This window comes from Streptomyces sp. NPDC096339 (assembly GCF_044762985.1).
Taxonomy (GTDB): Bacteria; Actinomycetota; Actinomycetes; order Streptomycetales; family Streptomycetaceae; genus Streptomyces.
Window position 1 is genome coordinate 340274 of the sequence record NZ_JBIWFI010000002.1, and the last position, 23799, is coordinate 364072.

General features: G+C 73.0%; 20 protein-coding genes. 12 read left to right on the forward strand and 8 right to left on the reverse strand.

What is annotated here, in order from left to right:
* Nucleotides 1-15: 15 nt before the first annotated feature.
* The gene (locus ACIQ5Y_RS04920) at nt 16-1560 is read right to left on the reverse strand and encodes a protein kinase (protein WP_403875026.1); all 1545 of its coding nucleotides are present in this window, start codon (nt 1558-1560) and stop codon (nt 16-18) included.
* A 240-nt stretch (nt 1561-1800) separates the two neighbouring features.
* On the opposite strand from ACIQ5Y_RS04920, the gene ACIQ5Y_RS04925 reads away from it, so the two are divergent.
* The 9 genes from ACIQ5Y_RS04925 (at nt 1801) to ACIQ5Y_RS04965 (ending at nt 13183) form a co-directional block, all read left to right on the forward strand.
* The gene (locus ACIQ5Y_RS04925) at nt 1801-3444 is read left to right on the forward strand and encodes a protein kinase (RefSeq protein WP_403875028.1); all 1644 of its coding nucleotides are present in this window, start codon (nt 1801-1803) and stop codon (nt 3442-3444) included.
* Nucleotides 3445-3596: 152 nt separating this feature from the next.
* On the forward strand, nt 3597-4073 hold the full coding sequence (locus ACIQ5Y_RS04930; RefSeq protein WP_403875030.1) for a hypothetical protein: 477 nt from the start codon (nt 3597-3599) through the stop codon (nt 4071-4073).
* A 63-nt stretch (nt 4074-4136) separates the two neighbouring features.
* A complete protein-coding gene (locus ACIQ5Y_RS04935; protein WP_403875032.1) occupies nt 4137-4826 on the forward strand; it encodes a PadR family transcriptional regulator in 690 nt (229 codons plus the stop codon).
* A gap of 25 nt (nt 4827-4851) precedes the next feature.
* The gene (locus ACIQ5Y_RS04940; RefSeq protein ID WP_403875034.1) at nt 4852-5598 is read left to right on the forward strand and encodes an ABC transporter ATP-binding protein; all 747 of its coding nucleotides are present in this window, start codon (nt 4852-4854) and stop codon (nt 5596-5598) included.
* 101 nt (nt 5599-5699) lie between these two features.
* Nucleotides 5700-8459: an FtsX-like permease family protein gene (locus ACIQ5Y_RS04945; protein ID WP_403875685.1), complete on the forward strand. Its 2760-nt coding sequence runs from the start codon at nt 5700-5702 to the stop codon at nt 8457-8459.
* 81 nt (nt 8460-8540) lie between these two features.
* The gene (locus tag ACIQ5Y_RS04950; protein WP_384587403.1) at nt 8541-9074 is read left to right on the forward strand and encodes a bacterial proteasome activator family protein; all 534 of its coding nucleotides are present in this window, start codon (nt 8541-8543) and stop codon (nt 9072-9074) included.
* A gap of 820 nt (nt 9075-9894) precedes the next feature.
* A complete protein-coding gene (locus tag ACIQ5Y_RS04955; protein WP_403875036.1) occupies nt 9895-10758 on the forward strand; it encodes an NTP transferase domain-containing protein in 864 nt (287 codons plus the stop codon).
* Nucleotides 10755-12095: a molybdopterin molybdotransferase MoeA gene (locus tag ACIQ5Y_RS04960; protein WP_403875038.1), complete on the forward strand. Its 1341-nt coding sequence runs from the start codon at nt 10755-10757 to the stop codon at nt 12093-12095. Before ACIQ5Y_RS04955 ends, ACIQ5Y_RS04960 begins: the two co-directional genes overlap by 4 nt.
* Complete coding sequence (locus tag ACIQ5Y_RS04965) at nt 12083-13183, forward strand: potassium channel family protein (protein ID WP_403875040.1); 1101 nt, start codon at nt 12083-12085, stop codon at nt 13181-13183. Before ACIQ5Y_RS04960 ends, ACIQ5Y_RS04965 begins: the two co-directional genes overlap by 13 nt.
* A gap of 28 nt (nt 13184-13211) precedes the next feature.
* On the opposite strand, the gene ACIQ5Y_RS04970 is transcribed toward ACIQ5Y_RS04965, so the two are convergent.
* Nucleotides 13212-13637, reverse strand: coding sequence for a nitroreductase/quinone reductase family protein (locus tag ACIQ5Y_RS04970; protein ID WP_403875042.1), 426 nt, complete (start codon nt 13635-13637; stop codon nt 13212-13214).
* 102 nt (nt 13638-13739) lie between these two features.
* On the opposite strand from ACIQ5Y_RS04970, the gene ACIQ5Y_RS04975 reads away from it, so the two are divergent.
* Nucleotides 13740-14717, forward strand: a complete 978-nt coding sequence (locus ACIQ5Y_RS04975; protein ID WP_403875044.1) for an NAD(P)H-quinone oxidoreductase — start codon at nt 13740-13742, stop codon at nt 14715-14717.
* Between the two features lie 216 nt (nt 14718-14933).
* Here ACIQ5Y_RS04975 and ACIQ5Y_RS04980 read toward each other — a convergent pair whose 3' ends face one another.
* The 3 genes from ACIQ5Y_RS04980 to pdhA are packed head-to-tail and all read right to left on the reverse strand — an operon-like array spanning nt 14934 to nt 18426.
* On the reverse strand, nt 14934-16274 hold the full coding sequence (locus tag ACIQ5Y_RS04980) for a dihydrolipoamide acetyltransferase family protein (protein WP_403875046.1): 1341 nt from the start codon (nt 16272-16274) through the stop codon (nt 14934-14936).
* Nucleotides 16274-17242, reverse strand: a complete 969-nt coding sequence (locus ACIQ5Y_RS04985; RefSeq protein ID WP_403875689.1) for an alpha-ketoacid dehydrogenase subunit beta — start codon at nt 17240-17242, stop codon at nt 16274-16276. The genes ACIQ5Y_RS04980 and ACIQ5Y_RS04985 overlap by 1 nt, the downstream gene beginning before the upstream one ends.
* 47 nt (nt 17243-17289) lie before the next feature.
* Nucleotides 17290-18426, reverse strand: coding sequence for a pyruvate dehydrogenase (acetyl-transferring) E1 component subunit alpha (gene pdhA, locus ACIQ5Y_RS04990; protein WP_403875048.1), 1137 nt, complete (start codon nt 18424-18426; stop codon nt 17290-17292).
* A 179-nt stretch (nt 18427-18605) separates the two neighbouring features.
* Here pdhA and ACIQ5Y_RS04995 point away from each other — a divergent pair, with 179 nt between their 5' ends.
* Complete coding sequence (locus tag ACIQ5Y_RS04995) at nt 18606-19154, forward strand: Lrp/AsnC family transcriptional regulator (protein WP_403875050.1); 549 nt, start codon at nt 18606-18608, stop codon at nt 19152-19154.
* On the opposite strand, the gene ACIQ5Y_RS05000 is transcribed toward ACIQ5Y_RS04995, so the two are convergent.
* The 3 genes from ACIQ5Y_RS05000 to ACIQ5Y_RS05010 are packed head-to-tail and all read right to left on the reverse strand — an operon-like array spanning nt 19151 to nt 21929.
* A complete protein-coding gene (locus tag ACIQ5Y_RS05000; RefSeq protein WP_403875052.1) occupies nt 19151-19768 on the reverse strand; it encodes a barstar family protein in 618 nt (205 codons plus the stop codon). The two genes, ACIQ5Y_RS04995 and ACIQ5Y_RS05000, sit on opposite strands and share 4 nt — an antisense overlap.
* Nucleotides 19769-19809: 41 nt before the next feature.
* Nucleotides 19810-20397: a TetR/AcrR family transcriptional regulator gene (locus ACIQ5Y_RS05005; RefSeq protein WP_384586141.1), complete on the reverse strand. Its 588-nt coding sequence runs from the start codon at nt 20395-20397 to the stop codon at nt 19810-19812.
* Nucleotides 20394-21929 (reverse strand): 3-hydroxyacyl-CoA dehydrogenase, encoded by a 1536-nt coding sequence (locus tag ACIQ5Y_RS05010; RefSeq protein ID WP_403875055.1) that lies wholly within the window; start codon nt 21927-21929, stop codon nt 20394-20396. Before ACIQ5Y_RS05010 ends, ACIQ5Y_RS05005 begins: the two co-directional genes overlap by 4 nt.
* 124 nt (nt 21930-22053) lie before the next feature.
* Between ACIQ5Y_RS05010 and paaN the strand changes: the two genes are divergently transcribed.
* A complete protein-coding gene (gene paaN / locus ACIQ5Y_RS05015) occupies nt 22054-23745 on the forward strand; it encodes a phenylacetic acid degradation protein PaaN (protein WP_403875057.1) in 1692 nt (563 codons plus the stop codon).
* The last annotated feature ends 54 nt before the right edge of the window (nt 23746-23799 follow it).

The window sequence follows — 23799 nt, forward strand, 5'->3', positions numbered from 1 at the left end:
GCCCCCGCACTCCCGCTATTGCGGCTCGTTCACGTTGCCCGGGCCGGCGCCCTCGCTCTTGGACGGAGTGGGCGTCGGCGAGGAGCTGCTCTTCGACGGCGTGGGCGACGGCGAGGTGCTCTTGGACTCCGTGGGAGTCGGCGAGGTGGACGCGGACGGGGTGGTCGACGGGGTGGCGCTCGGAGTCCGGGTGCGGGGCGTGGCGGGCAAGGAGTCGTTGGACGAGGGCGTGTGCTCCGGAGTCTGCTGCGACGGCGTGTCCACCGACGCTCCCGGGGTGCTCGCCTGCCCGCCGGGGGTGGTCTGCTGGGTGGCCGGGGTGTTCCCCCCGTCCTTCTTGGTCCCGTTGTTGACGGCGTAGGCCACGCCGCCCGCGATCGCGATGATCGCGAGCACCGCGAAGAGCCACATCTTCCAGCGGCCGCCCCTGCGGTCGTCGTAGCCGTCGTAGCCCCCGCGGCCCGAAACTCCCGGACCGCCGCCGGGGAAGGCGGAGCCGTCGTCCGGGTTCAGCCCCGGCACCATCGGCTGCTGGAACTGCGAGGTCATGGCGTTCGCGCCGTAGGCCGGCTGACCGCCCGTACCGCCCATGGGCATGGCCGTGGTCTGCGCCGCGCCGCCGCGGCCGTGCGGCAGGGCCATGGTGACCGGGCCGGTGTTCCAGGTGCCGGTGCCCGGCCCCTGGTCGTGCAGCATCTGGAGCGCGTACTGGACCAGGCCGCGCATCTCCTCGGCGCTCTGGAACCGGTCGTCCGGGTCCTTGGCGAGGGAGCGCATGACCAGACCGTCGAGCTCCGGCGGGATGGTCTGGCCCTCCGGCAGCTGCGAGGGCGGCACCGGGGCGTCCTGCACGTGCTGGTAGACCACCGACAGCGGGGTCTCGCCGGTGAAGGGGGGACGCAGCGCGAGGAGTTCGTACAGCAGGCAGCCGGTCGCGTACAGGTCGGAGCGGTGGTCCACGGCCTTGCCGAGGGCCTGTTCCGGTGACAGGTACTGCGGGGTGCCCATGACCATGCCGGTCTGGGTCATCGTCGACTGCGCGCCGTGCAGGGCGCGGGCGATGCCGAAGTCCATCACCTTGACCGCGCCCGCGTCCGTGATGATCACGTTCGCCGGCTTGATGTCACGGTGCACGATGCCGTGCTGGTGCGAGTACGCGAGCGCCTCCAGCACGCCCGAGACGATGATGAGGGCCTGCTCGGGGCCCGGGGCCTCGGCGCTGAGCAGCAGGTCGCGGATGGTGCGGCCCTCGACCAGCTCCATCACGATGTACGGGACGGTGTTCGGTCCGACCCGGTCCTCGCCCGAGTCGTACACGGCGACGACGGCGTGGTGGTTGAGTCCGGCGACGGACTGCGCCTCACGCGTGAAGCGGGCCTTGGAGACGGGGTCCTCGGCCAGGTCGGCGCGGAGCAGCTTGACGGCGACCGTACGGCCCAGGCGGACGTCCTCGGCGGCGAACACCTCGGCCATGCCGCCGCGGCCCAGCCGGTGCGTCAGCCGGTAACGGCCGTCTCCCACCAGGCCGCCGGCGCCCCAGTGCTCAGGACCATCGGTCATCCCGGCGCCGTTTCCCTCGGGTTCGGGTGCCATCAGTCCTCGCCGTCGTCTCTCTTGTCCGCTGCTGGGCGGTAGTCCTCGTCCTTGGTGCTCCGATGAACGCTACAGCCTCGGACCCGGTCGCCGTTCGGACAAGTCGTCCTGTGGCAGGCCGGTCACAGAACGGGCCACCGGCTTGACTGGTGCTTGCCCTCCGGCAGACTGGGCCCGACATACGCAGCTCGAGGGGAAGCAACAGTCATGAGCCAGGACGGCACTCAGGGCCGGTACGCAGGCGGTTCCCTGGCCCGTGGCCGTTACCAGCTACGGGATTTGCTCGGCGAGGGCGGCATGGCCGCGGTGTACCTCGCGTACGACACGGCGCTCGACCGCCAGGTGGCCATCAAGACCCTGCACACGGAGCTGGGACGCGAGCAGTCCTTCCGTGAGCGGTTCCGCCGCGAGGCGCAGGCTGTAGCGAAACTGTCGCACACCAACATCGTCTCGGTCTTCGACACGGGTGAGGACGAGTTCGAGGGCTCGCTCATGCCGTACATCGTCATGGAGTACGTGGAGGGGCAGCCCCTCGGCTCCGTGCTCCAGGCGGACATCGCGCAGTACGGGGCGATGCCGGCGGACAAGGCGCTGAAGGTGACGGCCGACGTACTGGCCGCCCTGGAGACCAGCCACGACATGGGGCTCGTCCACCGCGACATCAAGCCCGGCAACGTCATGATGACCAAGCGCGGCGTGGTCAAGGTCATGGACTTCGGCATCGCCCGTGCCATGCAGTCGGGGGTCACCTCGATGACGCAGACCGGCATGGTCGTCGGCACCCCGCAGTACCTGTCGCCCGAGCAGGCGCTGGGGCGCGCGGTCGACGCCCGCTCCGACCTGTACTCGGTCGGCATCATGCTGTTCCAGCTGCTGACCGGGCGGATCCCGTTCGACGCGGACTCGCCGCTGGCCATCGCGTACGCACACGTGCAGGAGGAGCCGGTCGCTCCGTCCTCCATCAACCGCTCGGTGACCCCGGCGATGGACGCGCTGGTGGCGCGCTCGCTGAAGAAGAACCCGAACGAGCGCTTCCCGTCCGCGGCGGCCATGGCGGACGAGATCGCCCGGATCCTGTCGGCCGGGCAGACCGGGGCTCCGGTCATCGTCCAGGGTGTCGGGCCCACGAACAGCGGCGCGGGCGTCGGCTCGGCCGTGTTCCCGCCGCTGGACTCCGGCTACCAGGCCCCGCCGCAGTCGGTGCAGCAGCCGTACCAGTCGCCGCAGACGGCCTCGCCGTACGGGCCGCCGACCCCGGCTCCGCAGCCGCAGACGCAGGGGGGCTACGCCTACCCGCACACGCCCCCGCCGCAGCAGTACGCGGCGCCGACCCCGCCGCCGTACACGATCTCGCCCTCGCAGAGCCAGTCCGGCTCGGGTGGCGGCGCGGGCGGCGGCAAGAAGAACATGCCGGTGGTCGTGGGCGCGATCGCGGTGGCCCTGCTGGCGATCGGCGGCCTCATCGCGGTGATCGTCAACGGGGACGACGACAAGGACGCCAAGAACGTCGCCTCGCAGGGCGGCTCCAGCGCCCCCGCGGCCGCTCCCTCCGCCAAGCCCAGCTCCAAGGGGCCGGACCGCTCGCGCACGGTCGACCCGAAGGTCTGCAAGGACCCGGTGAAGCACTTCAGCGACAAGGAGAAGTACTCGGCGCCCGAGCTGCGGTACAAGGACGCGCTGTCCGTGAAGGCCTGCATCCAGGCCTCGGGCGGCACGTACGTGGTCATCGAGAAGGACGAGGCCGTGTACGGCAAGGACCAGGTGCTCGACCAGTCCCCGCGCCCCGGCGACCCGATCGCCAAGGAAGGCACCAAGTACACGCTGACCGTGTCGACCGGCAACCCGGAGTAGCCCGCGCGCAGCCGACACTGCTCCACACCGGCATCCCGGGCACCCCGATGGGGCGCCCGGGATGCCGCTTTTGCACCGCCATGTAAATCTGAGCGCAACGCATTTCGCCGCACTCCGCGCGGTCGGCACGCTCGGGACGGGAGGGGCACCCCGTGATCCAAGGCTTCCGCCCGGCCCGCTGGGCGGCCTGCGCCGCACTGGCCGCCGCCGCGCTCGTGCCCGCCGCCCCCGCGTGCGCCTGGCCCCTCTCCCCCGCCCCGCGCACCGCCCCCGCCACCGAGCCCGCGCCGGTGGACGAACCGCTCGAAGAGCTGGCGGGCTCCGCCGCCGGAGCCGGCCGGGAGCGGCCCGGCAGACCGGTCGGCGAGCCCGCCGACCCGGAGCTGACGGTGGCCTCCCGGCCGCTGCCGGCCCGCCCGCGCACCGAGCCGACGCCCCCGGCACCGCCGCCACCACCACCCCCGCCACTGGCCGTGCCGACCCCGCCCCCGGCCGCCAGGGCGCTGGGCACCGAACCGAACGAGCGGGCCGCCGATCTCGCCGCCCACATACTCCCGCTCGGAACCGGGTTCGCCCTGATGGGACTGGGTCTGGGCTACCTCGGAATGCGGCTGCGCCGCAGCGCCTGAAGCACCGGAACCACGACCCGGGGTGGTTGCCGTGCGTGAACATACTCGGTATACATACCGAGTATGTCGATCCGCCACGGCCTGCTCGCCCTCCTCGAACGGGGCCCCAGGTACGGCTCCCAGCTGCGCACCGAGTTCGAATCCCGCACCGGCTCCACCTGGCCGCTCAACGTCGGGCAGGTGTACACCACCCTCGCCCGCCTCGAACGCGACGGGCTCGTCGCCCCCGGCGGCGAGGACTCCGCCGGGCACACCCTCTACGCCATCACCGACACGGGCCGTTCCGAACTGCGCGAGTGGTACGAGCGCCCCGTCGACCGCGCCAACCCGCCCCGGGACGAGCTGTCCATCAAGCTCGCCATGGCCGTCGGCGCTCCCGGCGTGGACATCCGCGCCGTCATCCAGTCCCAGCGGCACGCCACCATCAGGGCGATGCAGGACTACACCCGGCTCAAGGCCACGGCGCTCGCCGCGATCGAGAGCGGACAGTCCCGCGAACGCGACGACGTGGCCTGGCTGCTCGTCCTGGAACAGCTGATCTTCCAGACCGAGGCCGAGGCCCGCTGGCTGGACCACTGCGAATCCCGGCTGGTCCGGCTCTCCCTGCCGGCCGACGGGAGAGCCGCCGCACCCGAACCGCACCAGGCCGAACCGCCCCACGCCGACGAGGACTCCGGGGCCACCGCCCCGGCTCCGTCCCCGGCGACGACCGCCACCGCACGGCCCCGCACCGCCCGCACGCGGCGAGGCTGAACCACCGCTCCAGGGGGGACCCTTCATGTCCGAACAGCACCAGTCCCGGCAACCCGTACTCCAGTTGGACCGGCTCGTCCGCACCCACGGCAGCGGCACCACCGAGGTGCACGCCCTGCGCGGCATCGACCTGTCCGTGTACCCGGGCGAACTCGTCGCCGTCATGGGCCCGTCCGGCTCCGGGAAGTCCACACTGCTGACCCTCGCGGGCGGCCTCGACACCCCGACCAGCGGCCGGGTGATCGTCGAGGGCACCGACATCACCACCGCGAGCCGCAAGCAGATGGCCGCCCTGCGCCGCCGCAGCATCGGCTACGTCTTCCAGGACTACAACCTGATCCCGGCGCTCACCGCCGCGGAGAACGTGGCCCTGCCCCGCGAACTCGACGGCGTCTCCGCCCGCAAGGCCCGCGTCTCCGCGCTCGCCGCGCTGGACGAGATGGGCCTGGGCTCGCTCGCCGACCGCTTCCCCGACGAGATGTCCGGCGGCCAGCAGCAGCGCGTGGCCATCGCCCGCGCCCTGGTCGGCGACCGCCGCCTCGTCCTCGCCGACGAGCCCACCGGCGCCCTCGACTCCGAGACCGGCGAGTCCGTCCTGGGCCTGCTGCGCTCCCGCTGCGACGCGGGCGCGGCCGGGATCCTCGTCACGCACGAGCCGCGGTTCGCCGCCTGGGCCGACCGCGTGGTCTTCCTGCGCGACGGCAACGTGATCGACGAGACCCTGCGCAGCGGGGCCGACTCCCTGCTCTCCGGGCGGGCGGCCGCCCAGTGACCTCCTCGCTCCAAGGCTGGTACCACTCCTGGGTCGCGGCGCTGCGCATCGCCCGCCGCGACGCCTGGCGCGCCAAGGGCCGCAGCTCCCTCGTCCTCGCGATGCTCGCCCTGCCGATCGTCGGGGTGAGCGCGGCCGACTTCACCCTGCGCAGCGCGCAGCTCTCCCCCGGGCAGCACGCCACCCGCGTGGTCGGCGCCGCCGACGCCCGGGTGAGCACGTCGAACCTGGGCGTGCCCATCTACCAGAGGCCCGACGGCTCCACCTACGCGCCCGTCGGCGGCTTCAAGGACTACACCGGCGGGCCCAGGCCCAAGGAGGACCAGCCCGATCCGGTGGCCTCCGCGCTCCCGGCCGGCGTCCAGGCCGTCAAGGACTCCACCGCCTACGCCAAGGTCCGCACCACCCACGGGCTGCTCGACACCAAGGTGCGCGAACTCGACACGAGCAGCCCGCTGACGGCCGGCCTGATCACGGTCGACCGCGGCCGGCTGCCCGAGACCGCGGGCGAGCTGGTGGCCACCACCGCCTTCCTGAAGAACTCCGGCCTCCACGTCGGCTCCTCGGTCACCCCCCGCGGCGCGAGTTCCCCGTACAAGATCGTCGGGGCGTACGAGCTGCCCGACGAGCTGAACTCGGACGAGCTCATCGCCCCGCCCGGGACCCTGCTCGCCCCGCTCGACAAGGCCCTTCAGGCCGCCGGCTCACCCGGGGTGCGGCCCGAGGACGCCTACCTGGTGAAGGTCGGCGGCGATGGTTTCACGTGGAACATGGTCAAGGCGGCGAACGCCAAGGGCCTGCTCGTCAAGTCCCGCGCCGTCTTCCTCGACCCGCCGGCCGACTCCGACGTACCCCTGTACCAACAGGAGGCGAAGACGGAGATCGCCCTCGGCATCGCCACCTCGAACACCGAGAAGGCGATCCTGGCCACCATCGTCGGCCTGGCCATGCTGGAGATCTGCCTGCTCGCCGGGCCGGCCTTCGCGGTCGGCGCCCGGCGCTCGCGCCGCCAGCTGGGCCTGGTCGGCGCCAACGGCGGCGACCGCAGGCACATCCGCTCCATCGTGCTCTCCGGCGGCCTGGTCATCGGCGCCGTGGCCGCCGTCACCGGCACCGCCCTCGGCCTGGCGCTGACCGTCGTGCTCCGGCCGGTGCTGGAGCAGTACATCGGCGCCCGCTTCGGCGCTTACGACCTGCGCCCGCTGGAGCTGGCCGGCATCGCCCTGCTGGCCGTGGTGACCGGGCTGCTGGCCGCGGTCGTCCCGGCCGTCACCGCCTCCCGGCAGACCGTGCTGGCCTCGCTGACCGGCCGCCGCGGGGTCCGCCGTGCCAACCGGGTGCTGCCCGTCCTCGGCCTGGTCGCCGTCGGCGGCGGCGCCGCCATCGCCCTGTACGGCTCCGCCTCGGAGATGGGCCCCACCGTGGTGGCGGGCGGCAGCGCGCTGGCCGAGCTCGGCGTCGTCGCCCTCACCCCGGTCCTGGTCGGCCTCTTCGGCCGGCTCGGGCGGTGGCTGCCGCTGTCGCCGCGGCTCGCGCTGCGCGACGCCGTGCGCAACCGGGGGCGTACGGCACCCGCCGTGGCCGCCGTACTGGCCGCCGTCGCCGGAACCGTCGCGGTGGCCACGTACCAGCACAGCCAGGAACTCCAGAACCGGCACCAGTACGAGGCGCAACTGCCGGACCACGCAGGGTTGTTGCAGACCACGGAGAACAGCGCCCACAAGGAGGTGCCCGCCCTGCGCGAGGTGCTCTCCAAGCAACTCCCGCTGACACAGCGCGCGGACGTCGACCGCCTGGTCGTCGGCAAGCCGGGCTGCGACACGTACTCCTCGGAACCGGGCTGCGGCCGGGTCCAGATCATCGCGCCCAAGGAACAGCGCTGCCCGCTCTTCGACGCCCCGAACGGGCCCGCCTCCTTCACCCGGGAGCAGGCCAAGGAGCTGAGCCGGGACTGGCGGTGCGAGCAGAACCGGCACAGCGCGCAGCACGAGGTCGTCGTCGCCGACGAGAAGCTGCTCTCCGTACTCGCCGTGACCGATCCGGGCTCGGTGGCCGCCCTCAAGTCCGGCCAGGCCGTCTCCTTCGACAAGCGCAACGTCAAGGACGGCAGGCTCGTCCTGCGGATCATCACCGACCCGAAGGCCGCCGACGGCCTCGGCAACCCCGGCGAGGACCCGCCGGGCGAGGACAAGGTCCTCCCCGTCCACCAGGCACCCGACAGCACCGAGGGCTGGGGCATCGAGGCGGTCCTGCCCGCGGCGGCCGTGAAGGCCACCGGGCTGACCACCGCCCCGTTCGGCTCCTACTTCAGCCTCGACGGCCCGGCCGGCAGCGAACAGAAGCAGGAGATCGCCGGGGAGATCGACCGGATGGGCGTGGAGGCGTCCGTGCGCATCGAGGCGGGCTACCAGGGCGACGACAGCCTCGCCCTGCTCGCGCTCACGGTCTTCGCCGGCCTGGTCACCATCGGCGCGGCCGGCATCGCCACCGGGCTCGCCCAGGCCGACGCCGAAGCCGACCTGAAGACCCTGGCCGCGGTGGGTGCGGCGCCGCGCGTCCGGCGCACGCTCAGCGGCTTCCAGTGCGGGGTGGTCGCCCTGATGGGCGTGGTCCTGGGCTCGGCGGCCGGGATCCTGCCGGCGGTCGGGCTGCGGCTCACCGAGGAACGGCAGTTGCAGCGCCTCTACCAGTCCGGGATCGACATGGGCTACGCGTCGCCCGACGAAGTGCCGTACGTGCCGATCGCGGTGCCGTGGGAGACCCTGGGCGGGCTGCTGATCCTGGTCCCGCTGGGCGCGGCGCTGCTGGCCGCACTGGTCACCCGCTCGAACGGCGCACTGGCCCGGCGGACGACCGGCTGATCTCGTGCCCTCGTACAGGGTGGATCACGCTCGTACGGGGGCACACGTCTGCTGACGAAGGTGTGCGAGAGAATGAACGGCATGGAGATGCCGAGGAGTGAACGGTCGCAGGACAGCCCCCCGCACGTCATGATCGTGGGACAGGACGGGATGGCGGTCGGCGGCGCCGATGACGAGTCGCGCGAGGTCCCGGTGACGGAGATGGTCGAACAGCCCGCCAAGGTCATGCGGATCGGCAGCATGATCAAGCAACTCCTGGAAGAGGTACGCGCAGCGCCTCTGGACGAGGCGAGCCGGGTCCGGCTCAAGGACATCCATGCCGCCTCGGTGAAGGAGCTGGAGGACGGCCTGGCCCCCGAGCTCGTGGAGGAACTGGAGCGCCTGTCCCTCCCGTTCACGAACGAGGCCATTCCCTCGGAAGCGGAACTGCGCATCGCGCAGGCACAGTTGGTCGGCTGGCTGGAGGGCCTCTTCCACGGCATCCAGACGGCCCTGTTCGCGCAGCAGATGGCGGCGCGGGCCCAACTGGAACAGATGCGCCGGGCGCTGCCTCCGGGGGCGCCGACGGACGACGAGGACGGCCACGGCGCGATCCGCTCGGGGCCGTACCTCTAGCCTCCGGCGGCCGGCCGGACGAAGGCGGGTCCCACGCTCCCCGGAGCGCGGGACCCGCCTTCGCCGTACGCGCGGCCCGCTGCCGGGTGCGGCGCCGTGCCGGGGGCGCTGCCTCGCGCCTCCGGCGGGGTGGCGTGGTCCTGCCGGGCGCGGCACCGTTCCGGGGGCGCTGGCGTGGTTTTGCCGGGTGCGGCGCCGTTCCGGGGGCGCTGCCCCCGCGCCCCCGCGCCTCAAACGCCGGCGGGGCTGGGTGGTGTCCTGGAGCGGGACCGGCCGGGTTGGGGCGGGGGCCCTCCGGAGGGTCTCCTCGTCCTCGCGCCTGCGGGCACCGCGAGATGTGTCGGGGTGGTTGCGCGCTCGTCCTGCGGGGACCCTCCTGCGGACCCCCACCCCAACAGCACGATCCCGCCCCGCCCGGGCGGGGCCTTGTCGGACTGTCGGAGCGGGGGCACGGTGGGGCGTCCCCGCAGGACGAGCGCGCAACCACCCTCAGCACTTTCACGACGGCCGCAGGCGCGAGGACGAGGAGACGCCCCGCCGGGACACCGCGCAGGACCCGCAAGGGGCGGGGCCCCGGCCCGGGAAACTCCAGCCCCTCCGGCGATTGAGGAGCGGGGTCCGGGGCGGAGCCCCGAATCGTTGACCCGCACCGGACAGCGGGCACCAGCCAACCTCCGGCCCCGCCGGAGGCGAGAGGCGCGGGGACGCGGGGGCAGAGCCCCGGCAACGGACCCGCACCCGGTACCGCCGACCGCGCCGGAGGCGACCGGCGGCTAAGTGGGTTTCCCCGCCCGAAACATGGGCGCCGCATACTCGGGGGATGACCTACGACGCGATCGTCCTGGCAGGCGGCGCCGCGAGGCGACTCGGCGGGGCCGACAAGCCCGCGCTGAGCGTCGGCGGCCGCACCCTCCTCGACCGCGTCCTCGACGCCTGCGAGGACGCCCGCACCACCGTGGTCGTCGGCGGGCGCCGGGCGACCACGCGCCCGGTGCGATGGGCCCGCGAGGAACCGCCGGGCGGCGGCCCGGTGGCCGCCCTGGACGCGGGGCTCCGCCAGACCACCGCCGAGACGGTCCTCGTGCTCTCCGCGGACCTGCCGTTCCTGGACGGCGACACCGTACGGGCGCTCCTCGACGGTGTCGGGGCCACCGAGGGGGCCCTGCTACGGGACCCCGACGGCCGCGACCAGCCCCTGGTCGCCGCCTACCGGGCCGAGCCGCTGCGCCGCGAGATCGCCCTGCTCGCCGCCGAACACGGCCGCCTGACGGGGCTCCCGCTGCGCGGCCTCACCTCCGAACTGGACCTCACCCGCCTCACGGCACCCCGGCCGCTCGCCTCCTTCGACTGCGACACCTGGGAGGATCTCGCGGCCGCCCGGGCCCGGATCAGGGAGCATGGAACCGTGCTGGACCAATGGATCACCGCCGTCAAGAACGAGCTGGGCATCGACCTCGCCGTCGACACCAAGACCCTGCTCGACCTCGCCCGTGATGCCGCGCACGGCGTCGCCCGGCCCGCCGCACCACTGACCACCTTCCTCGTCGGTTACGCGGCCGCCCAGGCCGAGGCCACCGGCGCCGACCCCGCCCAGGCCGTGGCCGAGGCCTCCCGCAAAGCCGCCGATCTGGCGCTGCGCTGGGCCGCCGAGGCGCAGGCCGACGAACAGAACGGCTCCGGATGACCCCCACCGACGCCGACCACGCCCTCGACCAGGCACTGGCTCTGGTCAGCCGCAGCGTCCCCGGCCACGGCCCCGGCAACGGCCCTCACGGCGGCTCCGGGGGCCCCGCGGGCCCCGGCGGCTCCGGCCACCGCGCCACCCCCTGGCCGGGGGCCCGGGAGGCCGCCGTCCGCGCCGGGAACGGCGTACGGGCCCGGACCCACCGGGTGCCCCTCGCGGACGCCCTCGGCGAGGTGCTGGCCGCGCCGCTGGACGCCCTGACCGACCTGCCGTCCTTCGACACCTCCGCCATGGACGGCTGGGCCGTCGCCGGCCCGGGCCCCTGGACCGTCCGCGGCGGTGCGGACGTCCTCGCCGGCACCGACCGGCCCGAGCCGCTCGCGGACGGCGAGGCCGTACGGATCGCCACCGGCGCCCGGATCCCCGCCGACGCCACCGCCGTCATCCGCAGCGAGCACAGCCGCGAGTCCGGCAGCCAGCTCTTCGCCGAGCGGACCGTCGTCACCGGCCAGGACATCCGCCCGCGCGGCCAGGAGTGCCGCTCGGGCGACCTGCTGCTGCCCGCCGGCTCCCTGGTCACCCCGGCCGTGCTCGGGCTCGCCGCGGCCGCCGGGTACGACGAGCTGACCACCCGGCCCCGGCCCCGCGTGGAGATCCTGGTCCTGGGTGACGAGCTGCTGACCGAGGGCCTCCCGCACGACGGCCTGATCCGCGACGCCCTCAGCCCCATGCTCGGCCCCTGGCTCAGCCGGCTCGGCGCCGAGGTCGTGGCCACTCGGCGGCTCGGCGACGACCCCGCCGGGGTCGAGGCCCTGCTGAAGGCCGTCACCACCTCCACCGCCGATCTCATCGTCACCACCGGCGGCACCGCCTCCGGGCCCGTGGACCACGTCCACCCCGTGCTGGAGCGGGCCGGCGCCGAACTGCTCGTCGACGGGGTCGCCGTACGTCCGGGCCATCCGATGCTGCTGGCCCGCATCGGCGACCGGGCCGACGGGCGGCACCTGGTCGGGCTGCCCGGGAACCCCCTCGCCGCGGTCTCCGGACTGCTGACCCTCGCCGAACCGCTGCTGCGCGCCCTCGCGGGCCGCCGCCGGCGCCCGCGCTACACGGCGACGATCGAGGGCGACGTACCGGGCCACCCGTTCGACACCCGGCTCGTCCCGGTCATGCTGGGCGACGAGCACGCGGTGCCACTGCGCTACCACGGCCCCGCGATGCTGCGCGGTGTGGCGGCCGCCGACGCGCTGGCCGTCGTACCGCCCAAGGGCGCGCGGTCCGGGCAGGAACTGGAAATCCTGGACCTGCCGTGGGCCGCCGGAGGATGTTTCACGTGAAACTCCACCGCCATGACGCCATGGCGCGTGACGCCGACGAGAAGCTCGCCGCCCAACGCATCAGAATGCCCAAGCGCATCGTCGAGAAGCCCATACGGCAGGTCGCCAAACGCCTGCTGATGGCCCTGTTCGTGATGGCCCTGACGGTCCTGATCGTGTGGCTGGACCGCGGCGGCTACCACGACAACGCCAACGAGACGGTCGACTTCCTCGACTGCGTCTACTACGCCACCGTCACCCTGTCGACGACCGGATACGGCGACATCGTCCCGTACAGCGACAGTGCGCGGCTGATCAACATCCTGCTGATCACCCCGTTGCGCGTACTGTTCCTGATCATCCTGGTCGGCACCACCCTGGAAGTCCTCACGGAGCGGACGAGGGAAGAGTGGCGGCTGAACCGCTGGAGGAAGAACTTGCGTGACCACACGGTCGTCGTCGGCTTCGGCACCAAGGGCCGCTCCGCCCTGCAGACGCTGCTGGCCACCGGACTTCCCCGGGATCACGTCGTCATCGTCGATCCCAGCGCCAAGGTCATCGACACGGCCAACGCGGAGGGCTTCACGGGCGTGGTCGGCGACGCCACCCGCTCCGACGTACTGCTGCGCGCCGAACTGCAGAAGGCCCGCCAGATCATCATCGCCACCCAGCGGGACGACACCGCCGTACTGGTCACCCTGACGGCACGCCAGCTCAACCGGGGCGCGAAGATCGTCGCCGCGGTCCGCGAGGAGGAGAACGCGCCGCTGCTGCGCCAGTCCGGCGCCGACGCCGTCATCACGAGCGCGAGCGCGGCCGGCCGGCTGCTGGGCCTGTCGGTGCTCAGCCCGAGCGCGGGCACGGTGATGGAGGACCTCATCCAGCAGGGCAGCGGCCTCGACCTCATCGAACGGCCCGTGAACAAGGACGAGGTGGGCAAGTCCGTACGGGAGACCCCCGACCTGGTGGTGAGCGTGCTGCGCGGACACCGGCTGCTGCCCTACGACGATCCGCACGCGAGCCCGCTCCAGCTGACGGACCGTCTCATCACCATCGTCCGCGCGACCGCGCACGGCCGGCCGCCCGTCACCCTGGGCCCGGCGGAGTAGCACCGCACCCAGGGCCGGCGGTCGTCCGCTAGGCGGCGTCCGTGCGGGTCAGCGCGAGGACCGGGACGCGACGGCCGGCCCGCTCCTGGAGCCCCGCGAGGAACGGGGTGTTCTCCAACTGGAGCTCCCAGAGCCGCTCCCGCTCGGCGCCCTCGGTCTCCACCGCCGTCACCCCGTACGCCTCGGTGCCGACCTCGACGCGGGCGGAGGGGTCGGCGAGCAGGTTGTAGTACCAGCCCGGACGGTTCTCACGGCCGCCGTTGGCGGCGAACACCACCAGCCTCTCCCCGTCGCGCAGGTAGGCCATCGGCATGGTGCGCTGCTCGCCGCTGCGGGCGCCGGTGGTGGTGAGGAGCAGCAGCGGGAGCCCCGCGAAGTCCCCGCCCACCTTCCCCCCGGCGGCGCGGAACTCATCGATCACCAGCTGGTTGCGCTGCAAGCGTTCTTCGGACATGTCGGCGTCCCTCCAAAGAAGTTGACGGTTCCTCTGTGCCCAGCGCCACCAAGGATCCCAGGTGCTTGGGCGGCGCGGGCACAGTCGCGTAGCCTCCGGGCCATGCATGCGATCACCATCGAGCAGCCCGGCGGCCCCGAGGCCCTCGTCTGGACCGACGTACCCGATCCGGTGGCGGGCGAGGGCGAGGTCCTCGTCGAGGTCGCGGCGAGCGCCGTGAACCGCGCCGACCTCCTGCAACGGCAGGGCTTCTACGATCCCCCGCCCGGCTCCTCCCCCTACCCCGGGCTGGAGTGCTCCGGGCGGATCGCCGCGATCGGGCCGGGCGTCTCCGGCTGGGCGGTCGGCGACGAGGTCTGCGCCCTGCTGGCGGGCGGCGGGTACGCGCAGAAGGTCGCCGTCCCGGCGGGCCAGCTGCTGCCGGTCCCGGCCGGCCTGGACCTGGTGACGGCGGCCGCGCTGCCCGAGACGGTCTGCACCGTGTGGTCCAACGTGTTCATGGTGGCGGGACTGCGCCCCGGCGAGACCCTCCTCGTCCACGGCGGATCCAGTGGCATCGGGACGACGGCGATCCAGCTCGCCAAGGCGGTCGGCGCGCGCGTGGCGGTGACGGCGGGCAGCAAGGAGAAGCTGGAGCGCTGCGCGGAACTGGGCGCGGACATCCTGATCGACTACCGCGAACAGGACTTCGTGGAGGAGATCAAGGCGGCGACCGGCGGGGCCGGGGCGGACGTGATCCTGGACATCATGGGCGCGAAGTACCTGGAGCGGAACGTGGCGGCCCTGGCCGTGAACGGCCGGCTCGCGGTGATCGGCCTCCAGGGCGGGCTGAAGGCCGAACTGAACCTCGGCGCCCTCCTCGCCAAGCGCGCCGCGATCACCGCCACCTCCCTGCGCAGCCGCCCGCTGGAGGAGAAGGCGGCGATCGTCGCGGCCGTACGGGAGCACGTGTGGCCCCTGGTGACGGCGGGCCGGGTCCTCCCGGTCGTGCACGAGGTGTTCCCGATGGCCCGGGCGGCCGAGGCCCACCGTGTACTGGAATCCAGCACCCACGTGGGCAAGGTCCTGCTCACACTCTGACCCCGGTTCGTGTGCGGCGCCGCTGCGGGGCTCCGCCCGCGAATCCCCGCGCCTCAAACGCCGGCGAGGCTGGATTCTTCAGCCCGGCCGGCGTTTGAGGCCCGGGGTCCGGGGCGGAGCCCCGGGGAACGGAGGAAGGGCGGGGCGGGGAGCAGCTCCGCGCAGCGGCACCCGCACTCGCACCCGTACCCGTACCCGTACCCGTACCCGTACCCGTTACAGCGAACGCAAGAGCACCGCCGGCGACTCCACGCAGTCCGCGACGTACCGCAGGAACCCACCCGCCGTACCCCCGTCGCACACCCGGTGGTCGAAGGTCAGGGACAGCTGCACGACCTGACGGACCGCCAGCTCCCCCCGGTGCACCCACGGCTTCGCCATGATCCGGCCCACGCCGAGCATGGCCGCCTCCGGGTGGTTGATGATCGGTGTCGAGCCGTCGACCCCGAACACCCCGTAGTTGTTCAGCGTGAACGTCCCGCCGGTGAGGTCCGCCGGGGACAGCTTCCCGCCCCGCGCCAGCTCCGTCAGCCGGGCGAACTCCGCCGACAGCGACTCCGGGTTGCGGGTATGGGCGTCGCGTACGACCGGGACCATCAGGCCCCGCTCGGTCTGGGCTGCGAAGCCCAGGTGCACCGACGGGAGCCGGACGATCTCGTTCGCCGCCAGATCCACCGTGGAGTTCAGCTCCGGGTACTTCGCGAGCGCGGCCGTGCAGATCCGGGCCAGCAGCGCGAGCACCGAGATCTTGGGCCCGCCCACCGCGTTCATCGCGGCCCGCGCCGCCATCAGCTCGGTGGCGTCCGCGTCGACCCAGCACGTGGCGTCCGGGATCTCCCGCCGGCTGCGCGAGAGCTTCTCCGCGACCGCCCCGCGCACACCCTTGAGCGGCACGCGGTCGCCCTCCACCCGCGCGGGGGCGGCGGCGACGGCGACCGGCTCGGGAGCCCGCAGAGCCGCCAGCGCGGCCTCCACGTCCGCCCGCATGATCAGTCCGTCCGGCCCCGACCCGGCGAGCCCGCGCAGGTCGATCCCGCCGTCCCGCGCGAGCTTGCGCACCAGCGGCGAGATCACCGGAACGGGCCCGGCCGGAGCAACCGGCACCACCGGAGCAACCGGAGCAACCGGAGCAACCGGAGCCACCGGCACGGCCGGGGCAACCGGCGCCGACACCGCGGCGGTGACGGGTCGCACCCGTCGCCGACGCGCCGGCCGCGAGTCGTCCGAGCCGTAGCCGATCAGCGGCCGGGGCACCGAGCCCGAGGACTCGGCCTCCGGCTCCGCGGGCTCGGCCATCTCGGCCAGGTCCCGCGCACCCACCGCCACGGTGATCAGCGGCGCCCCGACGGGGAGTTCCGTGCCCTCCTCCCCGAAACGGGCGGTGACGACACCGCCGTAGGGGCACGGAACCTCCACCATCGCCTTGGCCGTCTCGACCTCGACCACGGGCTGGTCGATCGCGACGACATCGCCCACCGCGACCAGCCAGCGCACGATCTCGGCCTCGGTCAGGCCCTCCCCGAGATCGGGAAGCTTGAATTCCATTACCTGCGCCATCAGTTCTCCCACTGCAGGCGGGCCACGGTGTCCAGGATCCGGTCCACGCCGGGCAGGTGGTGCTTCTCCAGCATCGGCGGCGGGTAGGGGATGTCGAAGCCCGTCACGCGCAGCACCGGCGCCTCCAGGTGGTGGAAGCAGCGCTCCGTGACGCGGGCGGCGATCTCCGCGCCCGGTCCGCCGAAGCCCGCGGCCTCGTGGACCACCACGGCGCGCCCGGTCCGGCGTACGGACTGCACGACCGTCTCCTCGTCGAAGGGCACGAGCGAGCGCAGGTCCACGACCTCCAGGTCCCAGCCCTCCTCGCGCGCCGCCTCGGCCGCTTCCAGGCACACCGGCAGCGAGGGCCCGTAGGTGATCAGCGTGGCGCTCGTGCCCGTACGGCGCACCAGCGCCTTCCCGATGCCCGGGACGGCCGTCGGCTTCTCCGGGGACCAGTCTGCCTTGGACCAGTACAGCCGCTTCGGCTCCAGGAAGACCACCGGGTCGTCGCTGGCGATCGAGGCGCGCAGCAGCCCGTACGCGTCCTCGACGGTCGCCGGGGTCACCACGTGCAGGCCGGGGGTGGCCACGTAGTACGCCTCGGAGGAGTCGCAGTGGTGCTCCACGCCGCCGATCCCGCCGCCGTACGGCACGCGGATGGTGATGGGCAGCGGCATGGCGCCGCGCGTGCGGTTGCGCATCTTCGCGACGTGCGAGATCAGCTGCTCGAAGGCCGGGTACGCGAACGCGTCGAACTGCATCTCCACGACCGGCCGCAGCCCGTACATGGCCATGCCGACGGCCGCGCCCAGGATTCCCGCCTCCGCGAGCGGGGTGTCCGTGCAGCGGTCCTCGCCGAACTCCTTCGCGAGCCCGTCGGTGATCCGGAAGACCCCGCCGAGCGTGCCGACGTCCTCGCCCATGACGTGGACGGTCGGGTCCTCGGCCATCGCGTCGCGCATGGCCCGGGTCAGGGCCTGGGCCATGGTCGCGGGCTTGACGCCCGACTTCACGGACTTCGCCGCCACCGTCGTCACTCCTGGTCCCCGGCTTCGAGCTCGGCACGCAGCATGGCCGCCTGCTCGCGCAGCAGGCCGGTCTGCTCCGCGTAGACGTTTTCGAACAGGTCCATCGGGTTGAGCACGGGGTCCGCGTTCATGCCCTCGCGCAGGGCCGCCGCCATCGCCTCGGCGTCGTCGCGCGCCTGCCGCACGCCCGCCTCGTCGAGGATCCCGCGGGCGGTCAGCTCGCGCTCCAACAGCTCGATCGGGTCGTGCGCCTTCCAGGCCTCGACCTCGGCGTCTCCGCGGTAGCGGGTCGCGTCGTCGGCGTTCGTGTGGGCCTCCATCCGGTAGGTGACGGCCTCGATCAGGGTCGGACCGCCGCCGGACCGGGCGCGCCGGACGGCTTCGGTGAGCACCTCGTGCATGGCCGCGATGTCGTTGCCGTCGACCAGCCGGCCGGGCATGCCGTATCCGACGGCCTTGTGCGCCAGCGTCGGGGCGGCACTCTGCTTGGCGAGCGGGACGGATATCGCGAAGCCGTTGTTCTGCACGAGGAAGACGACGGGGGCCTGCCAGACGGCGGCGAAGTTCAGCGCCTCGTGGAAGTCGCCCTCGCTGGTGCCGCCGTCGCCGACCATGGCCAGGGCGACGACGTCGTCGCCGCGCAGCCGGGCCGCGTGGGCCAGGCCCACCGCGTGCGGCAGCTGGGTGGCGAGCGGGGTGGACAGCGGGGCTATGCGGTGCTCACGGGGGTCGTAGCCGGTGTGCCAGTCGCCGCGCAGCAGGGTCAGCGCCTGGACCGGGTCCAGTCCGCGCGCCACGGCCGCCAGGGTGTCGCGGTAGCTCGGGAAGAGCCAGTCCTGCTCCTCCAGCACCATCGCGGCCGCGATCTCGCAGGCCTCCTGCCCGACGGTCGACGGGTACACGGCGAGCCGCCCCTGCTTGGTCAGTGCCGTGGCCTGCGCGTTGTAGCGGCGGCCGCGCACGAGCTCGGCGTAGCAGCGGCGCATCAGCGCGGGGTCCAGACGCTCGGCCGCCGACGTGCCGAGGACCCGGTAGGGCTCGGCGTCGGGCAGCAGCGGAGCGGCGTCCGTACGGGGCCTCCAGGCGGGCGGCGGGGTGGAACGGTGGGACGCACCGGCACCGGGCAGCTCTTGGACCGTCATGGCGGCGTACACCTCCTCGTGGGAAGCGGGCAGGGCGACGGCTCGGGTGTGAGGCGCCTCACCTACCGATTGTTCGGTTGTCCGCGCAATTTGGCTACAGGCGGCTCCAGGCTGTGGACAAACGGGCGCCGGGGCTCTGGGATGGATGCAGGACGTCCAGGAGAGGGAGGCATCGGGCAATGCCGGATGAACAAATGGCCGGAGCGGGTCCCACACCGGCCCCACCGGGAGGCACCCCGGCAGCACCCCGACCCCTGGATCCGATCGACAGATCGATCATCAGACTGCTCCAGGCGGACGGCCGCACGTCGATACGGTCCGTGGCGGAACAGGTGCACGTCTCGCGCGCGAACGCGTACGCCCGCATCAACCGGCTCATCGACGACGGCGTGATCCGCGGGTTCACCGCCCGCGTCAACCACGAAAGGGCAGGCCAGGGCGCCTCGGCCTACATCACGCTGAAGATCGTCCAGAACTCCTGGCGCACGGTCCGCGAACAGCTCCGCGAGCTCCCGGGCGCCGCGCACATCGCCCTGGTCAGCGGCGACTTCGACGTCCTCCTGCTGGTGCACACCCCGGACAACCGCACCCTGCGCGAGCTGGTCCTGACCCGCCTCCAGGCCATCCCGGAGGTCCTCTCGACCCGCACCCTGCTGGTCTTCGAGGAAACGGACCTCCTGGACTCGACCCCGGGCCAGGGGGCCACTCCGGCGATCTCGGAGGACTAGGCCGTCCGGGCCTTCGGCGGCGGGGCGGGCCGCCCGTCGGCCGGGGGCCAGACCGGGTCCCCGCCGGGCCAGTCGAGGTCCGTCAGGGTCGCCAGCAGCCGCCCGTCGACCACGGCCAGATCGGGATCCGCCGCCGCCACCGCGTCGGCGAACGCGGGGGGCGGGGTGTGGTCCGTCAGGAGGACGAAGTGCAGGGCGAAGGGATCTCGCCATTCATCCGGATCCCCGTCGGCGTCGACCATGAAGTTCGCCCGCCAGGCACCTCGCGCCAGGACGGAGACGAACAGGCCCAGGAACTCCGCGCCGAGCAGTCCGTCCGCACGGTCGATCAGCACCGCGACGTCCTGCTCGCCGTGCCCCGGCCCGTGCCAGTCGCCGAGGCAGTCGACGATCGCGTCCCAGTTGTGCCCGAAGTAGCCGGGAAAGCCCAGTTCACGGGCGAACGCCCGGTACAGGCAGCGCTCCTCGTGCAGCTCCTCGCCGTCCAGCCGCAGGACGATCCCGCCCCGGGCCCGCAACTCTGCCTCGGCCCCGGCCACCCAGGGGTCGGCGGAGGAGGTGAGCGTGACCCAGGGCGAACGACGTTCGGTGAGGGTGGGGAGGAAGGTGCTCATGCGGCATGCTCACACGCCGCCCACCCCCGCCGCCCCTGGATTCAGCGGGCCGTGCGCAGCCCGTCGAAGGCCATGTGGACCACCGCGTCGGCGAGCTGGGCGTGGCTCGTGCCCGGGTGGGGGCGGTACCACTCGACCAGGGAGTTGACCATGCCGAAGAGCAGCCGGGTGGCGAGCCGGATGTCCACGTCCGCCCGCAGGTCGCCTTCCGCCGCGGCGGCCTTGAGCAGGTCCGCCACCTGGTGGTCGAACTCGCGGCGGCGCTCCAGCGCCCAGCGCTCGGTGCGGGTGTTGCCGCGCACGCGCAGCAGCAGCGTCACGTACGGCAGCTCCGAGACCAGCACCTCGACCGTGCGGCGCGTGACGTACTCGACGCGCTCGACCGCGCGGCCCCGCGTGGCGCCCGGTTCCTCCAGGATCCCGAAGAGGCCGTCGAGGGCGCGGCTGACGGCACGGCGCAGCAGTTCCTCCTTGCCCGTGACGTGGTGGTAGATCGAGGACTTGGAGATTCCGGCGGCCTTGGAGAGGTGCTCCATCGAGGTTCCGTCGTAGCCCCGTTCGTTGAAGACCTGGACGGCGACGGACAGCAGGGTCTCGGGCGTGTAGGTGTCCCGCTTGGCCGTGGTCATTCCGTCTCCCCCGTGTCGTCCACCGTGTCGTCCTCGTCCCCGTCCGCCTCGTAGCCCAGCTTGAACAGCGCGAGCGAGGGCGCGTACCGGCCGCCGGGACAGCGCTCGTCCAGGTGGTGCAGCAGGTCGTACGCCCAGTCCCGGCCGAGCCGGTCGTGCCATTCGGAGGGGCCCAGCGGGTAGTTGACCCCGAGCCGCATCGCCGTGTCGATGTCTTCGGCGGAGGCGACCCCGCGGGCGACGGCGTCGGCCGTCAGGTCGATCAGCATCGCGACGGTCCGGGCGACGATCATGCCGGGGACGTCGCCGATGACGGAGACCCGCTTGCCGAGCTTCTGGAAGAGGCCGATCGCCTCGGCGAGGGTCCGCTCGCTCGTGTCGGTGCCGGCGGAGAGCGCGATCCGGGTGGCGCCCCGGTAGTCGAGCGCGAGGTCGAAGTAGACGACGTCCGTGAACTCCACGGAGGTCTTGCCGTCGGCCAGGACCAGCTGGCCGTCGCCGGGCAGCTGGATGTACGGGCCTCCGTGCTCGGTGGACTTGACCGCGATCCCGGCCTCCTCCATGAGCTCGGCGAGCTCCGCCGCGGGGCCGAGGTCGCCGACGACGGTGACCTTCTCCGGGGCGTCCTCGGGACCGGCGGTGTGCGGTCCGGGCACCTGCGCGTCCGGGCCGTACGGGTACCAGCCGTGTCCCGACTTGCGGCCGAGGCGGCCCGACTGGACCAGCCGGCGCTGCGCGAGGGAGGGGGTGAACTTGGGGCTGCGGAAGAAGGACTCCCACACCGAGCGGGTCACGGCCTCGTTGACGTCCTGGCCGATCAGGTCGGTGAGCTGGAACGGGCCCATCTTGAAGCCGCCGCTCTCGCGGAGCACGGCGTCGATGGTGGCCGGGTCGGCGCCCTGCTCCTCGTAGACCGCGAAGGCCTCGGCGTAGAAGGGGCGGGCGATCCGGTTGACGATGAATCCGGGGGTGTCGGCGCAGCGGACCGGGGTCTTCCCCCAGCCGAGGACCGTGCGGTACGCGCGCTCGGCGGCGGCCGGGTCGGTCGCGAACCCGCTGACCACCTCGACGAGCGGGAGCAGCGGCGCCGGGTTGAAGAAGTGCAGGCCGAGGAAGCGGCCGGGGTGCGCGAGGCCGGCGGCGAGCTCGGTCACGGAGAGGGAGGAGGTGTTGGTGGCCAGCAGCGCGTCCGGCGAGACCACCTCTTCGAGGGCCTTGAACAGCGCGTTCTTGACGGCGACGTTCTCGACGATCGCCTCGATGACGAGGGCGGCGCCGGCGAGGTCCGCGAGGGTACCGGCCGAATCGATTCGGCCGATCGCGTCCTCGGCCTCGGCGCGGTCGAGGCGGCCCTTCGCGGCCATCCGCTCGACGCGGTCCTGCACCATGGAGACCCCGTCGGCGGAGAGCGCGGCGTCGATGTCGTGGATCAGCACGCGGTGACCTGCGAGAAGGGCGACCTGGGCGATGCCCTGCCCCATGGTTCCCGCGCCGATGACCGCCACTGTGCGGGACCGCTCGATTGCTGTCATGTCCTGATCCTCCCGCACCGACTTATCCACAGGTCTGCCGGGCCCTCTTGTCCCGACCGATCGTTCGGTTACTCTAACTCCAGTCTGCTCACCTTCGCCCGGCTCAACGAGGAGTTGGTCCCTGATGGCCGCCGAGCTCACCGTCCCCCAGCTGTCCGCGCTCTCCGACCGGCACCGGCCCACCCTGGACCAGGCCCTGTCCGCGATCCGCAGCCGCGCCTACTGGTCCCCGCACCCCGAGCACCCCAAGGCGTACGGAGAGACCGCCCCCGCCGACGGGCTCGCCGCGTTCCAGGCGCTGAGCGGCACCCGGTTCGAGCTGGACCAGCCCGGCACCGACGGCTGGACGGGCGGCGAGGTCTCCCCGTACGGCCCGGAGCTCGGCGTGGAGTACCCGCACGCGGACATCGACGTACTGCTGCCCGCGATGAAGGCCGGCATGGGCGCCTGGCGCGACGCGGGCCCCGAGGCGCGCGCCCTGGTCTGCATCGAGATCCTTTCGCGCATCTCCGCCCGCACCCACGAGTTCGCGCACGCGGTCATGCACACCAGCGGCCAGGCCTTCATGATGGCCTTCCAGGCGGGCGGCCCCCACGCGCAGGACCGCGGCCTGGAGGCGGTGGCCTACGCGTACGAGGAGCAGACGCGGGTCCCCGCGCAGGCCGACTGGTCGAAGCCGCAGGGCAAGAAGGAGCCGCTGGAGCTCGGCAAGACCTTCACCGCGGTCCCCCGGGGCATCTCCCTGATGATCGGCTGCAACACCTTCCCGACCTGGAACGGCTACCCGGGCCTGTTCGCCTCCCTGGCAACGGGCAACGCGGTGCTGGTCAAGCCGCACCCGCGCGCCGTCCTCCCGCTGGCCCTCACGGTCAAGGTGGCCCGCGAGGTCCTCGCCGAGAACGGCTTCGACCCGAACCTGGTCGCGCTCGCCGTCGAGCGCCCGGGCGAGGGCATCGCCAAGACCCTGGCCGTCCGCCCCGAGATCAAGCTGATCGACTACACGGGCTCGACGGAGTTCGGCGACTGGCTGGAGGCCAACGCCCGTCAGGCGCAGGTCTACACGGAGAAGGCGGGCGTCAACACCGTCGTCATCGACTCGACCGACAACTACAAGGGCATGCTGTCCAACCTGGCCTTCGCGCTGTCCCTGTACAGCGGCCAGATGTGCACCACCCCGCAGAACCTGCTGATCCCGCGCGACGGCATCGACACCGACGCCGGCCACAAGACGTACGACGAGGTGGTCGCGGACCTCGCCGCCTCCGTCGGTGGCCTGCTGGGCGACGACGCCCGGGCCAACGCCCTGCTCGGCGCGCTGGTCAACCCGGACGTCAAGGCCCGCCTGGAGGCCGCGGCCGCCCTCGGTGAGGTCGCGCTGCCCTCCCGCGAGGTCGTGAACCCCGAGTTCCCGGGCGCCGTGGTCCGCACCCCGGTGATGGTCAAGCTCGACGCCGCCAAGCCGGACCCGGAGGCCCCCTACCTGTCGGAGTGCTTCGGCCCGGTCTCCTTCGCGGTCGCGGTGGACTCCACGGCGGACGCCCTCGACCTGCTGCGCCGCACGGTGCGGGAGAAGGGCGCCATGACGGTCGGCGCCTACACCACCTCCGAGGACACCGAGCGGGCGATCGAGGAGGTCTGCCTGGAGGAGTCCGCGCAGCTCTCCCTGAACCTGACCGGCGGGGTCTACGTCAACCAGACCGCGGCCTTCTCGGACTTCCACGGCTCGGGCGGCAACCCGGCGGCCAACGCGGCGCTCTGCGACGGCGCGTTCGTCTCGAACCGCTTCCGCGTGGTGGAGGTCCGCCGACAGGCCTGAGCGCCCGCGTCCCGGGCCGTGCGACGCGCACGGCCCGGGACCCGGCAGTACGTT